The organism is Serratia sp. JSRIV002 (assembly GCF_019968725.1).
Classification (GTDB): domain Bacteria; phylum Pseudomonadota; class Gammaproteobacteria; order Enterobacterales; family Enterobacteriaceae; genus Chania; species Chania fonticola_B.
In genome coordinates this window covers 5,508,443-5,523,869 of record NZ_CP074143.1, presented here as the reverse complement: position 1 = coordinate 5,523,869, position 15,427 = coordinate 5,508,443, and the positions used below count along the sequence as shown (strand labels likewise).

Sequence of the window (15,427 nt, the reverse complement as noted above, 5' to 3'; positions counted from 1 at the left end):
CCAGCAGGCTGAAAGAGACAGGGGAATAATGTGTCGATCGAAGAACTGTTAAAGCTGCACCCGGTGATCGCAGCGGTAAAAGATAATGAAAGCCTGCAGATCGCGGTCAAGTCGGACTGCCAGATCATCTCGGTACTATATGGCAACATCTGCAATATTGGCCGCATCGTGCAGCAGGTGAAGGAGGCTGGCAAATATGCTTTTGTGCATGTTGATTTGCTGGAAGGCAGCTCCAACAAGGAGATCGTGATTAATTTCCTGAAAATCGTCACGGCGGCGGATGGCATTATCAGCACCAAGGCCTCGATGGTGAAAGCGGCGCGTCAGCAAGGCTTCTACACCATTCACCGGCTGTTTATTATGGACTCGATTTCCTTCCACAATATCGACAAGCAGGTGGCGCAATCGACGCCGGACTGCATCGAAATCCTGCCGGGTTGCATGCCTAAGGTGCTCGGTTGGGTGGCAGAAAAGATCGACTTGCCGATTATTGCCGGTGGCTTGGTGTGTGATGAGGATGATGCGCAAACCGCGCTGAATGCCGGGGCCATCGCTGTTGCCACCACCAATCACGACGTATGGAAGTTGAAATTGTAATGATAAGGGCACCGAAGGCCGGTGCCCCTGCCTGTTAGTCGACCAACGGACTGAGTGCCTGTAGCAGCGGGTCCAGATGTTGGTTTACCCGTTGATACACCTGCTGATTCAACTGATTGTAGAACCGATGATTAGCCATATTCGGTGTAAAACTGTCCCCCATTCGTACCAGCTTCTGCGCGGCCTGTTCGTAATCGCTAAAGACGTTCACCGCCATCCCGGCGTTGATGGCACAGCCCACCGCTGCCGAACCTTTCATCATGTTACGGCTGGTGGGGATGCCAAACACGTCGGCAAAGATCTGCATAAACAGATCGCTGTTGGCCCCGCCGCCGGAAATAATCAGGTGCTTGAACGGGGTTTTCAGCTCCAGCGCCATCTTGTCCATATGGTTTTTCATGGTGAAGGCGATGCCCTCCAGCACCGAACGGTACATATGGGCACGGGTATGGCGGCCATCGAAGCCAATCATGGCCCCTTTACGGAATTCCGCTTCTGACGGTGGTGCCCAGTCGTGTACGGTGATCAGGCCTTCACAACCCGCAGGAACGCGCTCTGCTTCCTGATTTAGTAACTCCTCAATGCTGGTTCCGGCGTCATGGGCATCCGACAGTGCGGCCGCGCCAAACTGATCGCGGAACCAACTGATGGTCCACATGCCACGGCGCACGCCCATGCACTCATACAGGTAACGCCCAGGGATCGAAGCCTGGAACGGCCAGAAGTTTTGCGCGTCCTTCACGTTGGCATGGCCGTGTACCATGGCACCGATATAGGTACCGAGGGAAATCAGCGCGACGCCTTCATCCAGTGAACCGGCACCCAGTGCTTCCACCGCTTTGTCATGTGCGGTAGCCACCACCGGAATACCTGCGGGGATGCCAAGCTGCTGCGCTACCTGCTGGGTGATATGGCCGAGGATTTCACCGGGTTTCACCACGTCCAGTACCATGTCGCGCGTCAGGTTGCAGCTTTGCCAGGCGGCGGGATCGGTGCTCCAATCGAGGCTGTCATTGTCCATCGGCCACCAACCGATGTAGTTGGCACAGGTGTCTTTGAACTCACCGGTCAGGCGATGGGTGATGTAACCCGAGGTGGTCGTCACATAACGTACGCCCTGATAGGCATCGATATATTCGTAAGGTTTGTTCAGGCGCTTATCCATCCAGTTGATTACCGGATAGGCCAGCTCACCATTGTCCTTCAGCAGCACCCGGCAACAGCGGACGATGCAAATGCCCATCGCCAGAATGTCCTGCGGCTTGCCACCACGTTCGCCAAAACGCTGCATGGCGCGGCGGAAAGCCACCTTAAGTGAATCCCATAGATCGTCGTCCGGGTGTTCTGCCAGCAGCGGGGCTGGGATATCCATCTTGCGTAACTGCTGTTTCCCTTCGCAAATGGCGTTGCCGTCCAGATCAAAAATCACCACTTTGGCGCTCTGGGTGCCCACGTCCACACCCATCAGGTACTTGCTCTTCATGTCGCAACTCCTTGAGATAATTAATCGGTGACCGGCTGTGTTGTTGTGTTTTTGGCGCCGGCGCGCTTGATGTTGTTAAACAGCAGGAAGGTGAACACCACGACCAGGCAGGTTGCCCCTAACCCCATCAGCCACATATTGTGATAAGCCTCGGCGGCGGGCAGCGTGTCCTGCCAATGGCCGATAACCGGGTAAACAAACACGTCGGGCAGGAAGCCGATCACCGAGCAGATCCCCACGGTGGTGCCCATAATGTATTTTGGCGTTCTGGCTTCGCCGATACAGGCAAAGTACAGCCCACGTGACGCGTAGCAGGTGAAGGCCAGCAACAGGATCAGGCCAATCCCCACGGCGACCGAGGTCGGGTTCTGGTTGGTGATCAGCAAGAAGGCCAGGGTGGCCAGGCTGACTAACGCCAGTAACTGAATAGCTCGCGTGGGTGATTTCAGCCGGGTGTAAGTGGTGATGATCCCACCGAGTGGCCCGCACATGGCCCGGAAGATTTTGTTGATCACAATCCCCATATAGCTGGCGGCGACCAGGGTCATACCGTACATTTCGGTCAGGTAGTTGGTGGAGTAGCTGAGGATGGCGTAGATGGTATAGACGCCAAAGATAATCATGCTGCAATACCAGGTGGTGCTGATTTTGAGCACCGAGAGAATATCCCCCAGGCTGAATTTATGCGGTTTTTCGCTCTCGTCACTGGTGACAAAGCCGTCTGTAACAAAGAACCAGCAGAGAATGCCCAACAGGATATATACGCCGCTGTAGATCAGGATCACCGCCTTCAGGCTGTTGGGGTTTTCCGGCGCGAACAGCGAGAAGATCCACATGGTGAATACGGCCAGGGCCATCACACCCACGCCGCGTAGCCCCTCCATCCAACCCATGATTTTGCCCTGCTCTTCATGGTTGCCGAGCAGCGAGGCCGCCTTGATCGAAACCGACCACAACAGCAGGATAGTGGTGATCGCGAAGGCGACCTGGATCAGGATCATCACCCAGAACGGTGGATAGACTGCCATCAGCAACCCCAGCAGGCCGGTGGCGATCATCGCGAAAGTCATCATCTTTCTATGAGAGAACTTATCGGCAACGATCCCGCTAGGGGCATACAGAATAATCGCGGTGATGCCGAAAGTGCTCATAATCAAGCCGATCTCGGTATTGGAGAACCCCATAAACTTGGCCATCGGGATTTGGTAAATATAACGCAGATAGGCGAGATCGAAACTTACTCCGCCGCTGATACTTATTATTGCCAGCGTTAACCAACGGTGGGAATTGTTTTTTTCCATGGTGAAGTTCCGCATAAATACACCCATTAATGGTTAATGTTTGGAGTGACTCCCTTCTTTTAACCGTTATTGGGTACATCGCGTTAAACAAAAAAAGAGAAAAGCAAGCTTCCCGCAGTGCAGGAAGTTACTTTTCTCTTCGTCTCTTTCAGTAACTGCGGTAATAAATAGCACGGCAACCTATAATTCATCTGTGAGAGTTATCACAAAACCGAAGTAGGGAACATTAGACGGGATCTGATTGCATAGTAATTCACCGAGTTAGTGCGAAATAAATAAGTTTTAATATCAATCCGACCTGACAAGAAATGAAACTGTGATAGGCATCACGGAATAGCCTTGACCCTATGTGTTACTTTTTTTGCCAGTTACTAGAGATGAAGAGAAAAGTAACTTCTCTGCCAAGCGCAGGGAGGTTGCTTTTCTCTTTTTTTTGCGTTTTTTCCAGACCAAGGGGCAAAATCATGTCAATAAACGCGTTAAATGAGTTCTCGTTAGATTTCTTCTCGCTAAAAGGCAAAACCGCCATCGTCACCGGTGGCAACAGCGGTCTGGGGCAGGCATTTGCCATGGCGTTGGCCAAAGCCGGTGCCAACCTGTTCATCCCAAGCTTTATCATGGATAAGGGCGAAACCCGCGAAATGATTGAGCGGCAAGGGGTGAAGGTTGAGTTTATGCAGGTGGACATTACTGAGAAAGGCGCGCCTGCCAGAGTGATTGCCCAGTGTCTGGAGACCTTCGGTTCGGTGGATATCTTGGTGAACAACGCCGGTATCTGTAAGCTGAATAAGGTACTGGATTTCGGCCGCGAAGACTGGGATCCGATGATCGATATTAACCTGACCGCAGCCTTTGAATTGAGCTATGAAGCAGCAAAAATCATGATCCCGAAAAAACAGGGGAAAATCATTAATATCTGTTCCCTGTTCTCTTATTTGGGCGGCCAATGGTCACCGGCGTACTCGGCCACTAAACATGCGTTGGCCGGTTTTACCAAGGCCTATTGCGATGAATTAGGGCAATACAATATTCAGGTTAATGGTATTGCGCCAGGCTATTATGCGACAGATATTACGATCGAAACGCGTAAAAACCCAGAAACCAATAAGCGCGTTCTTGACCATATTCCGGCTAATCGTTGGGGTGAAACGCAGGATCTGATGGGCGCGATGGTATTTTTAGCCAGTCGAGCCTCTGATTATGTTAATGGCCATTTATTGGTTGTCGATGGTGGTTATTTGGTTCGCTAAATTAATGGGTGGTTCCTTTTAATTTTACTTAAGCCGATTTTATCTATTCTTAATTTAGGAAGGGTTATTTATGTCTCTGTCCCGTGAAGAAATTGTCGTTCAGTTAAAAGAACTTGTTGGCCCAGAGCGGGTGATTACTGACGAAAAAGTGCTGCAGAAAAACAGCGTAGACCGTTTCCGCAAATATGCCGATATTCATGGCGTGTTTACCCAGCCGCTGCCTGCCGCCGTGGTGAAATTGGCCGACACCCAGCAGGTGTCCGATGTGCTGGCGTTCATGAATAAGCACGGCATTACTGGCGTACCGCGCACCGGGGCTTCGGCCACCGAGGGCGGGTTGGAAACGGTAGTGAAGAATTCCGTGGTGCTGGATGGCTCGGGAATGAATAAGGTCATCAACATTGATATCCGTAATATGCAGGCCACGGCGCAGTGCGGCGTACCGCTGGAAGTGCTGGAAAATCAATTGCGTGCCCAGGGTTATACGACCGGCCACTCTCCGCAATCCAAGCCGTTGGCCCAGATGGGAGGCCTGGTGGCAACACGTAGTATCGGTCAGTTCTCTACGCTGTACGGCGCGATTGAAGACATGGTGGTTGGGCTGGAAGCGGTGTTCCCGAACGGCAACATCACCCGCATTAAAAACGTACCGCGCCGTGCCGCTGGCCCGGATATCCGCCACGTGATTATCGGTAACGAAGGGGCGCTGTGTTTTATCACCGAAGTGACGGTGAAAATCTTCAAATACATGCCGGAAAACAACCTGTTCTACGGTTACATCCTCGATAACATGGCAACCGGTTTCGACATCCTGCGGGAAGTGATGGTCGAAGGCTATCGCCCTTCCATTGCCCGCTTGTATGACGCGGAAGACGGGACCCAGCATTTTACCCACTTTGCCGAAGGCAAATGCGTGCTGATCTTTATGGCCGAAGGGGCAAAAGGGATCGCGCAGGCGACCGGCGCGGGGATTGATGAGATCGTTAAACGCTATCCGGAATGTAAAAAGGTCGACAGCAAGCTGATTGAAACCTGGTTCAACAATCTGAACTGGGGCCCGGAAAAAGTGGCGGCAGAACGTGTACAGATCATGAAGACCAACAATATGGGCTTCACCACCGAGGTTTCCGGCGACTGGGGCTGCATCAATGCGATTTACGAGAATGTGATCCGCCGCATCCGCGATGAGTTCCCACATGCCGGTGATATCACTATGCTGGGCGGCCACTCGTCACACAGCTATATCAACGGCACCAATATGTACTTTGTGTACGACTACAACGTGGTGGACTGCAAGCCGGAAGAAGAGATCGACAAGTATCACAATCCACTGAATAAAATCATCGTGGAGGAGACCATCAAGCAGGGTGGTTCGATGGTGCATCACCATGGTATAGGTAAGCACCGTGTGCACTGGACCAAGGATGAACACGGCAGTGCCTACTATATCCTCAAGGCGCTGAAAGAGGTGTACGACCCGAATGGCATCATGAATACCGGCACCATTTATCCGATTGAAAAATAATGTTCCTGTCTGGCCCGGCTTGCCGGGCCTTTTGCGCTGGAATAGGGGGTAACGATGACAACACGGCTGCCTCGGCAAGTGCGCATGGATGATATTCCGCTCAACGCTTTTCACTACAAAATGGCGGGGCTGACCTTTGGCGCTCACCTCACCGATGGCTATGTACTGGGCGTGATAGGCTTTGCTCTGGCCCAGCTCAAGCCGCAGATGGGGTTGACGCCGTTTTGGGAAGGAATGATTGGCAGCTCGGCGCTGATTGGCCTGTTCCTGGGCAGCCTGGTATTGGGTTGGGTTTCCGACCATATTGGCCGTCAGAAAATTTTCAGCTTCAGTTTTGTCATCATTACGTTGGCTTCCGTGATGCAATTTTTCGCCACTACGCCGGAACAGCTGTTCTGGCTACGGGTATTGGTCGGGATCGGGCTAGGGGGCGATTACGCCGTAGGCCATACCATGCTGGCCGAGTTTGCTCCGCGTAAACATCGCGGCATCCTGCTGGGATCCTTTAGCGTGATCTGGACGTTAGGCTACGTCGCCGCTGGCTTTGCTGGCCATTTCCTTGCCGATCTGGGGCCGGAGTCCTGGCGCTGGCTGTTGACTTCCAGCGCCGTGCCTGCGTTGATGATTATGCTTTTACGCATCGGTACGCCAGAGTCGCCACGCTGGCTGATGCGCAAAGGGAGGATCGCCGAGGCTCATCTGGTAGTGCTGCGCTGTTTTGGCCCGCAGGTGATCCTCAATGACGAAATCCCGGTAGAAACCGCACGCCATATGCACACCTTATTTTCACCGCGTTACTGGCGGCGTACCGCGTTCAACAGCCTGTTCTTTGTCTGCCTGGTGATCCCTTATTTCGCCATCTATACCTTCCTCCCTTCGATCCTGACCACCCTGGGGCAGAGCCAAAGCTTTGCTACCGATCTGCTGCTTAATGGTTTGCTGATGGTGGGGGCGGTGATGGGAATTGCCCTTACCCAATGGCTGCCGCGCCGTCGCTTCCTGATCGGCGCGTTCTGGATCCTGGCTGTCAGCCTGGGGGCATTGGCCTTTGTGCCTCCAGGTCAGGGAGCCATGTTAATGCTGTTTGCTCTGTTTACGCTGACGATTTCGGCGGTCAGTAACCTGGTCGGGGTATTCCCGGCGGAAAGCTTCCCGACCGATATTCGTTCACTGGGGGTCGGTTTTGCCACCTCGATGAGCCGGCTTGGCTCGGCCATCGGCACCGCTTTGCTACCGCTGTCGATGCTTTCACTGGGTCTGCAAGGCACCATGCTGATCCTGACTGGCGTATTGGTGCTGGGGGCGGTGGTCTCGATCATGTGGGCGCCGGAAACCAAGGATATGACGCTGGTGGGCGCCTCCTCGGTAAAGCCGTTAATCGCCCACTGACAGGAGAAACGGATGAATCTGCTGTTGGCGATTAAGGTCGCACCGGATCTGGGCATGTTGGTAAAAAGCGATTGGCAACCCGATGGGCGGTTGCAGATTGATACCCGCTTTGCCCGACGTCTGTTAAGCGGCTATGACGAAAGCGCGGCGGAAATGGCGCTGATGCTGCGTGATGAGAGGGAACTTAATCTGAGCGTCGTGACGGTGGCCGATGCTATGGCCGAACCGGCGCTGAAGCAACTGATGGCGCTGGAATACCAGCAGGCGGTACGCATTGAACCTCCTGCAGAGTGGGATCTGCGTTTTAACCCTGCAACGGTTGCCGCCCTGATCGCGGCCTATCAGCAGCATATGGGATCCCAACAGGTGATCGTCATGGGCGCGCAAAGCCTGGAAGGGCAAAATAGCCAAACGCCCTTGCTGTTGGCTGAGCGCCTTGGCTGGCCCTGTATCACCGGCGTTTGCCAATTAGCTGCGGCAGAAGAAGTGGGGGCCTTAAGGGTTACCCGGCAAACCGCTTACGGGCAGGAGGTGATGACGGTGATGCCTCCTTTGGTGCTGGTGGTGGGGAACTCGCAACAGGCGAGTGCATTACGTGTTCCTACGTTGCAGCAGAAGCTGGCGGCGGGTAAACGGCAGATCCAACGTCTGTCACCTGCCGAGCTGGCGATGACCGAACAGCTTGCCGGTGATGTGCGGCTGTGTGGTTTAAGCTATCTGGAGCATCGTCGCGCCGGGATAGTGATTGAGGGGGACAGCGTGGAGCAGAAAGTGCAGCGGTTGTGCCGGGATTATCTCGGTGAAAGGTGGCCATGATGACTATTGCACTGATATTGGATGCAGATGCCCCTAACTTTGCTACGCAGGCCAGTCAGATTAATCAGTTCTTGCGGCTGAGCGAGCTTACTGCAGAGAGCCTGGAGCTGTGGTTATTCAGCAACGGGGTACCGCAGAGTCTGCCACGCCTGGGCGGTGAGGTAGTAGAAATACGTTGGGTTAGCGCTCCCCGGCTGGCAGAGACGCGATTAGCGGTATTGGAGCAGATGCGGCAAGCTTTCACACCCCGATTACTGCTGTTTGCTGGAGATGAAGGCGGCGAGTTGGCCACGCGACTGGCCTGCCGGAGTGGTGGTTCTGCCTGTTGTGCGGTAGAACAGGCGCACATTAACGGCAGCGAATGCCGGGTAACCAAAGCCGTCTATGGCAATCATCTCACCGCCAAGCTGGTGATGATGCGGGAGCCTTGGTGCCTGAGCGTGGCCCGCAGCGGTGCGGTAAGCATGAAAATACTGCCAGGCCCGGTGGTAGCCAAACGCTTTGAGCCAACCAATATTCCTGATGCCGAGTGGATACTGGCCTCGGCGTGTTCACCACAACCCGCAGCGTCACCGCTGAACCAGGCGCGCTACGTGCTGGCCATCGGGGAAGGGGTTGGCAGTGCCGGGCAGGTTGCCCATATGCAGCAGTTAGCTACCCACATAGGTGCGGAGCTGGCAGCCAGCAGACCAGTAGTAATGAACGCCTGGTGCGAGATGGATCGCTTACTGGGCATGTCCGGTGCCATCATTGCCCCTGAGGTGTGCATTGCTGCCGGGATTTCCGGTGCTCCGGCGTTCGCCATCGGTATTCGCCATAGCAAGCTGATTGTGGCGATCAACCAGGATCCACAGGCGGCTATTTTTGCCCAGGCAGACGTAGGGATTGTGGGGGACATGCACGAGGTGCTAGAGGCTCTGGCAAACGCCCTTTAACCGAAGCGGAACTCAATTCCGTTACCCGCATGCGGATAGCGCCAGCGGGTGATGGTCTCTTCCCCACACAGCAGGCGGCAGGTACCACATTCCAGGCACCCCTGTACGTCGAAACGCAGGCTGCCGTCCGGCTGGAACTGGTACAGCCCGGCGGGGCAGGCGATCACCAAACGTATCAGCATCGTACGATCCTGTGCGTCGGCCAGGATGATGTGTGGATTGGCATGATCCCCCTGATAATGGTTGTGGCTGAGATCGGGCTGGTTCATAGGCTGCGCATTCCATTGACGGTATCTTTCAGTAATTGCTTCAGGCCGATGCGGCGCGCGTGGCGCCATAGTAGCTTGTGCAACGGCGTAGGGGCATTTCCATTGACCTCAAACATCTCTTGCAGCACGTCGGCAGCCAACTGCGGGTAACGGCTAAACCAATGGGGCGACTGCAACATCATCTCCGGCAGACGCCGATACTGCTGGATCAGCGCCCAGAGCGAACTTTGCTGTAACCGCAGGGGGTAATGCTGCAACTCTTGCCCGGCAATCAAGGTTTCCGCTGCCGCCTGTGCCGATAGCATCGCCAGATCCATACCCCGCACGGTATGCCCGGTATTAATACATAACCTCGCGGCATCGCCGACCAGCAGATAGCCAGGACCAAACAGCGGTGGCATGCTTTCCACCCCGCCTTCGGGGATCAGATGGGCGCTGTATTCCCGTAACTCGGTATTTTTCAGCAATGGCCGCACGGCAGGGTGTTGTTTGAACTGTTGCAACATCTGCGGCAGGGCGATTTTACTCTCAGTGAGGCTGGAAAGATTACATACTACGCCGAGCGACAGGCTATCGCGGTTGGTGTACAGGAAACCACCGCCGACTTTCCCCTGCGTGGGCTGGCCAGCGAACAGCCAGGCGCAACCTTGGTTATCCTCCAGTGCGAAACGATCTTCCAACCGCTCGCGCGGCAGTGCCAACACCTCTTTCACGCCGATCGCCATCGTTGCTGCTGGTGGTTTTGGCTGCAATCCGGCATGCTCACCAAGCAGCGTATTGGCCCCTTCTGCCAGGATCACCGTATTGGCGTATAACGCTTCACCCGCCGCCATAACGCCGACCACCCGGCCTTGCTGCACGATCAGCTCATCGACCAAGGCACCGGTCAGGCATTGTGCCCCGGCGGCTTCCGCCTGTGCCATCAGCCAGGGATCGAAACGGGCGCGCAGCAGGCTGTAGGAACAGGGCAAGGTATGGCGATAATCTAGCGTCACCGCGCTATTGCCGCTCACCATTGAGAGCCTTTCCTGGGTGATATGGCGTTCCAGAGGGGCGGTAGCGGCAAAATTTGGCAGCAGATTGGCCAAAACATGGGTGTATAACCTGCCACCGCTAACGTTTTTACTGCCCGCCTGAGTACCCCGTTCCAGTAACAAAGTATTGATGCCCGCGCGTGCCAACAACAGCGCCGCGGTGCAGCCCGCAACGCCGCCGCCAACAATAATGGCTGCAAAACCAGGATGTTCCATCAGCTCTGTTTACCAAGGGGTGAAGTGTGACGATTAGAATAACACTCGTGTGCCAGAGTTCATTGATATTGCACAGTTTTTGCGCGCTCGTGGCCGATTTTCGCCCGAGAGCAGCCAAATTAGGCTACAATTGGAAACTGTTATATTCCGGGTAGTTGCATGATTTCACTGTCGCATTGATTGATAATGTATGGTGCGCTCTCCCTCTAGAGTATTCCTTCTTGATAGCAATAAGCGATTTGCCGCTGTCCTGCTTAACTGGCGTCTGGCAGGCGGGATAGCCTGTGGTGCCTGCCGGGCGTCAATGGAGCGAGCCTTCCGTGTTGACCCTTCTTAATCTGCTTTCCGCCATTGCCATGCTGGTGTGGGGAACCCATATCGTCCGGACCGGCATCATGCGGGTCTATGGCGCCAATTTGCGCCAGGTTCTGAGCAGCAGCATAGAGAAAAAGCCGCTGGCCTTTGTGGCAGGTATCGGTGTAACCGCGTTGGTGCAAAGCAGCAATGCGACGGCGTTGCTGGTTTCTTCTTTTGTGGCGCAAGGGCTGGTGGGCCTTGGGCCTGCGCTGGTGATTATGCTGGGGGCCGATGTTGGCACGGCGATCATGGCGCGGGTGCTGACGTTCAATCTCTCCTGGCTTTCGCCGCTGCTGATTTTTGTCGGCGTGATTTTATTCCTCAGCCGTAAGCAAACCCGCGTAGGCCAGATGGGGCGCGTCGCCATTGGTCTTGGCCTGATTGTATTGGCGCTGGAACTGATTGTGGCCGCCGCTACGCCGATCACTCAGGGCTATGGCGTCAAAGTGATCTTCTCGTCGCTGACCGGCGATGTCATGCTTGATGCGTTGATCGGCGCCCTGTTTGCCATTATCAGCTATTCCAGCCTGGCAGCTGTACTGTTGACCGCGACGTTGACCGCCTCGGGAGTGATTTCTCTACAGGTGGCGCTGTGCCTGGTGATTGGTGCCAACCTGGGCAGCGGCCTGTTGGTGATGTTGAACACCAGCGGCCAGAATGCCGCAGGCCGTCGCGTGGCGCTGGGTAGCCTGTTGTTCAAACTGCTGGGTAGTGCGCTGGTGCTGCCGTTTGTTTCCCTGATTGCGCACGGCATTGAGCGGCTGCCTGGTAATACAGAAGAGTTGGTGATCTATTTCCACATGTTCTACAACCTGGTGCGTTGTCTGCTACAGGTGCCGTTGTCAGGGCCGATGGCGCGCCTGTGCGAAACGTGGATTGTCGATGCTCCGACAGAGGATCCCCGTTTGCGGCCACGCCACCTCGACGTCAGCGCGCTGGATACGCCAAGTTTGGCACTGGCCAATGCGGCGCGGGAAACCCTGCGGATGGGGGATGTGATAGAGCATATGATGATCCTGCACCATGAGGTATTGCATGGTAAGCGCATCCAGGCCAAAGAAGTTCGTCGTCTGGACGATGACGTTCACGTGCTATACACCGCGATCAAACTTTACCTGGCGCAGATCCAGAAGGAAGACCTGGGAGAGGCGGATTCGCGCCGCTGGGCGGAGATCATCGAAATGGCCCTCAACCTGGAGCAGGCTGGCGACATCATCGAACGTATGGCTAGTGATGTGGCGGATCAATCGCATGGCGCGCGCAGTTCGTTCTCCGCCGAAGGTCTGGCTGAACTGGACCAATTGCATGAAAAGTTGACTGACAATCTGCGCCTTAGCCTATCGGTATTCCTCTCTGGGGATATCACCAGCGCCAAGCGGTTACGCCGTTCCAAACACCGTTTCCGTATTCTGGATCGTCGCTATGCCCATGCGCACGTCGATCGTCTGCATCAGCAAAACGTGCAAAGTATTGAAACCAGTTCGCTGCACCTGGCCCTGTTGGGGGATATGAAGCGGCTTAACTCGCTGTTCTGCGCGGTTGCTTATAACGCGCTGGATCAAGATGAGAAAGATGACGACCGTGATTGGGAGGAAAGCCCTAGAACGCCGTAATGAATGAAGAACAATACCTGCGTAGGGGCGCTGCACATGCCGCGCCCCTTATGAACCTATTTGCTGTTAATCCACTTTCTTGATCGGGCGGCCAGACCAATAGCCTGCCAGCAGTGAACCGGACAGATTGTGCCAAACCGAGAACAGCGCACCCGGCAGTGCGGCCAGCGGTGAGAAGTAAATCTTGCCCAGCGTTGCCGCCAGACCGGAGTTTTGCATACCGACTTCAATAGCCAGCGTACGGCAGGTAGATTCGTCGAAGCCGAGCATTTTTCCTCCCCAGTAGCCCCCGAGCAGCCCGATCCCGTTGTGCAGGATCACCGCAATAATCACCACAAACCCGACCGAAGCAATATGGCTCTGGCTACCCGCGACCACCGCACTGATGATAGCCACAATACACACCATCGACAGGGCTGGCAGATAGGGCTCAACCCGCTTGACGGTTTTGGTAAAGCTGTGGTGGACGATCAGGCCCAGCCCAATAGGGATCACCACGATCTGCAGAATGCTGAATAACATCCCCATGATATCCACGCTGATCTCGGCATCGACATACAGGCGTGTCAGCAACGGGGTGGCAAAGACACCAACCAGAGTCGAAACGGCGGAAATAGTCACCGACAGGGCAACATCGCCTTTAGCCAGATAGATCATCACGTTGGAGGCAGTGCCGCTGGCTACGCTGCCAACGAGTACCATACCGGCGGAGAGATCCGGCGGCATACGGAACAGCATCGCCAGCAGCCAGGCGGCCAGCGGCATAATCAGGTAATGCAGGAAGATCCCCGCCGCTACCGGGCCGGGGCGCGACAGCACGCGCTTGAAGTCATCCAGGCGCAGGGTGACGCCCATGGCAAACATGATCAGCATCAGCAGCGTACTGACGTAAGGGCTGATACCGGTAAAGGTCGACGGGGTGTAATAGGCCGCAATAGACAGCAGCACGGCCCATAATGGGAATAAGCGTGTGATTTTTGCCAGCATGAGAGAGGTTATCCTTTGCCAATATTGAACGGGTGTGGTGGTGTGTGTTGTGGTGGGCTCAGTTTGCTGAGCCTCTGTAGATTCAGTTAAGGCCAATCAATTTCCCTTCACCCCAGCCCTCTCCCGATATGGCGTCCAGGGATGCCTGTTGAACTGTGGTGGGGAGAGGGGGCGAGTCCGGAGCTACAGGTAGGTGCAGATAGTAACCTGTGGCACGTTCAGTCCCCTCTCCCTGTGGGAGAGGGTTAGGGTGAGGGGCTTACTCAAACAGATTGTGATGCAGCGTTTGTACCACGCGCTCCGCATCATCACCCGGTACCAGGAAGCACAGGTTATAGCTGCTGGCTCCGTAACAGATCATGCGGATATTGAACGGATCCAGCACGCCGAACACCTCTTTACCGACGCCGCAAGCTTGGGAGAGCTTGTTGCCGATCAGGGCGACCAGCGCCAGATTTTCTTCCACTTCTACCCGGCACAGCGAGGACAATTCGGTAAGTAGGGAGGTGGTTAACAGACTGCCGCCGGTGGTGGTGGAACCGGTGGTATCCATGGTTAATGCCACGCTGACTTCGGAAGTGGTGATCAGATCGACCGAGATATTATGCCGGGCCAGAATGTTGAACACTTCGGCCAGGAAGCCGCGTGCATGCAACATGTTCAGGCTGTGCAGCGTCAGTAGGGTTTGCTTGCGACGTAAGGCCAGCGCGCGGAACAGCGGCGGGTTTTCCGTGGTATTGCACACCAGCGTGCCACCCGCAGCAGGATCTTTGCTTGAGCCGACGAAGACCGGGATGTTGCTGCGCACGGCAGGTAGCAGAGTGGCCGGGTGCAGCACTTTGGCACCGAAGGTGGCCATTTCCGCCGCCTCTTCAAAGGCAATTTTATCGATACGTTTGGCGGCAGGCACCACGCGTGGGTCGGTGGTATAAATACCCGGAACATCAGTCCAGATATCCACGCGGCTGACGTTTAACGCTTCACCCAGCAGGGCCGCAGTAAAGTCACTGCCGCCACGGCCCAGCGTAGTGGTGCGGCCTTTGGGTTCGCAGCCGATAAAGCCCTGAGTGATCACCAACGCATGTTGCAAGCGGGGCTTCAACAGGGTTTGAGCCAACTCGGTCAGCGCAGCGCTATCCGGTACGGCGCGGCCGAAATGGTCGTCGGTACGCATCACTTTACGCACATCGAACCATTCTGCCTGAACCTTACGGTCGCGCAGAATTTCCACAAACAGCAGGGTAGACATCAGCTCGCCATGGCTGACCAGTTCATCGGTCAGTGCGGCAGAGGTGGCCAGCGCAGCGGCTTCCGACAGCGTGGTGATATTTTCCAGCATGCGGTCAATTTCTTCGCGGATCACCATCGGGTTATCGAGGCGATCGAGAATGGCGTATTGAATGCGGCGGATTTCGGCCAGCTGTTCGTTGCGCTTGTCGGCGTCGCAACCCTCAGCCAGGGCTACCAACAGGTTGGTGATGCCGGCAGAGGCGGACAAAACCACCAAGCGAACTTCAGGATTAGAAAGTACCACGTCGGCGCTGCGGTTCATCGCCTCGAAATCGGCCACGCTGGTGCCGCCGAATTTGGCTACTACGGTTGCGTTTTGGGGTGCTGCTTGAGTCATGTAAAACCTCGTGTCAGGGACGCCATTC

At 55.3% G+C, this 15,427-nt stretch carries 13 protein-coding genes; 7 read left to right on the top strand and 6 right to left on the bottom strand.

Going from position 1 to position 15,427, the window contains the following annotated elements:
- The first annotated feature begins 30 nt into the window (after positions 1 to 30).
- Positions 31 to 597, top strand: a complete 567-nt coding sequence (locus KGP26_RS25845) for a glycerol-3-phosphate responsive antiterminator (protein ID WP_021180847.1) — start codon at positions 31 to 33, stop codon at positions 595 to 597.
- Between the two features lie 34 nt (positions 598 to 631).
- Here KGP26_RS25845 and KGP26_RS25840 read toward each other — a convergent pair whose 3' ends face one another.
- Both KGP26_RS25840 and KGP26_RS25835 read right to left on the bottom strand, forming a co-directional pair.
- Positions 632 to 2,080, bottom strand: coding sequence for an FGGY-family carbohydrate kinase (locus KGP26_RS25840; protein WP_223664751.1), 1,449 nt, complete (start codon positions 2,078 to 2,080; stop codon positions 632 to 634).
- 20 nt (positions 2,081 to 2,100) lie between these two features.
- Positions 2,101 to 3,381 carry a nitrate/nitrite transporter gene (locus KGP26_RS25835; protein WP_179253871.1) on the bottom strand — a complete coding sequence of 427 codons (1,281 nt, stop codon included), beginning with the start codon at positions 3,379 to 3,381 and terminating at the stop codon, positions 2,101 to 2,103.
- 464 nt (positions 3,382 to 3,845) lie between these two features.
- Between KGP26_RS25835 and KGP26_RS25830 the strand changes: the two genes are divergently transcribed.
- The 5 genes from KGP26_RS25830 to KGP26_RS25810 all read left to right on the top strand — a co-directional run bounded on the left by KGP26_RS25830 (position 3,846) and on the right by KGP26_RS25810 (position 9,296).
- Positions 3,846 to 4,631, top strand: a complete 786-nt coding sequence (locus KGP26_RS25830) for an SDR family oxidoreductase (protein WP_071681636.1) — start codon at positions 3,846 to 3,848, stop codon at positions 4,629 to 4,631.
- Between the two features lie 70 nt (positions 4,632 to 4,701).
- A complete protein-coding gene (locus KGP26_RS25825) occupies positions 4,702 to 6,156 on the top strand; it encodes an FAD-binding oxidoreductase (RefSeq protein ID WP_094982857.1) in 1,455 nt (484 codons plus the stop codon).
- 54 nt (positions 6,157 to 6,210) lie between these two features.
- On the top strand, positions 6,211 to 7,545 hold the full coding sequence (locus KGP26_RS25820; RefSeq protein ID WP_115159956.1) for an MFS transporter: 1,335 nt from the start codon (positions 6,211 to 6,213) through the stop codon (positions 7,543 to 7,545).
- 12 nt (positions 7,546 to 7,557) lie between these two features.
- Positions 7,558 to 8,361, top strand: coding sequence for a hypothetical protein (locus tag KGP26_RS25815; RefSeq protein WP_223664750.1), 804 nt, complete (start codon positions 7,558 to 7,560; stop codon positions 8,359 to 8,361).
- Positions 8,358 to 9,296, top strand: coding sequence for an electron transfer flavoprotein subunit alpha/FixB family protein (locus KGP26_RS25810; RefSeq protein WP_223664749.1), 939 nt, complete (start codon positions 8,358 to 8,360; stop codon positions 9,294 to 9,296). Before KGP26_RS25815 ends, KGP26_RS25810 begins: the two co-directional genes overlap by 4 nt.
- On the opposite strand, the gene KGP26_RS25805 is transcribed toward KGP26_RS25810, so the two are convergent.
- Both KGP26_RS25805 and KGP26_RS25800 read right to left on the bottom strand, forming a co-directional pair.
- Complete coding sequence (locus tag KGP26_RS25805; RefSeq protein WP_115159953.1) at positions 9,293 to 9,565, bottom strand: 4Fe-4S dicluster domain-containing protein; 273 nt, start codon at positions 9,563 to 9,565, stop codon at positions 9,293 to 9,295. The genes KGP26_RS25810 and KGP26_RS25805 overlap by 4 nt on opposite strands.
- Complete coding sequence (locus tag KGP26_RS25800; protein ID WP_223664748.1) at positions 9,562 to 10,815, bottom strand: FAD-dependent oxidoreductase; 1,254 nt, start codon at positions 10,813 to 10,815, stop codon at positions 9,562 to 9,564. Before KGP26_RS25800 ends, KGP26_RS25805 begins: the two co-directional genes overlap by 4 nt.
- A gap of 320 nt (positions 10,816 to 11,135) precedes the next feature.
- On the opposite strand from KGP26_RS25800, the gene KGP26_RS25795 reads away from it, so the two are divergent.
- The gene (locus KGP26_RS25795) at positions 11,136 to 12,785 is read left to right on the top strand and encodes a Na/Pi cotransporter family protein (protein ID WP_094982851.1); all 1,650 of its coding nucleotides are present in this window, start codon (positions 11,136 to 11,138) and stop codon (positions 12,783 to 12,785) included.
- A 66-nt stretch (positions 12,786 to 12,851) separates the two neighbouring features.
- On the opposite strand, the gene panS is transcribed toward KGP26_RS25795, so the two are convergent.
- Both panS and lysC read right to left on the bottom strand, forming a co-directional pair.
- Entirely contained in the window at positions 12,852 to 13,772 is a 921-nt protein-coding gene (gene panS / locus KGP26_RS25790) for a ketopantoate/pantoate/pantothenate transporter PanS (protein ID WP_024483999.1), read from the bottom strand.
- 259 nt (positions 13,773 to 14,031) lie between these two features.
- The gene (gene lysC / locus KGP26_RS25785) at positions 14,032 to 15,399 is read right to left on the bottom strand and encodes a lysine-sensitive aspartokinase 3 (protein ID WP_021180830.1); all 1,368 of its coding nucleotides are present in this window, start codon (positions 15,397 to 15,399) and stop codon (positions 14,032 to 14,034) included.
- Positions 15,400 to 15,427 lie beyond the last annotated feature (28 nt).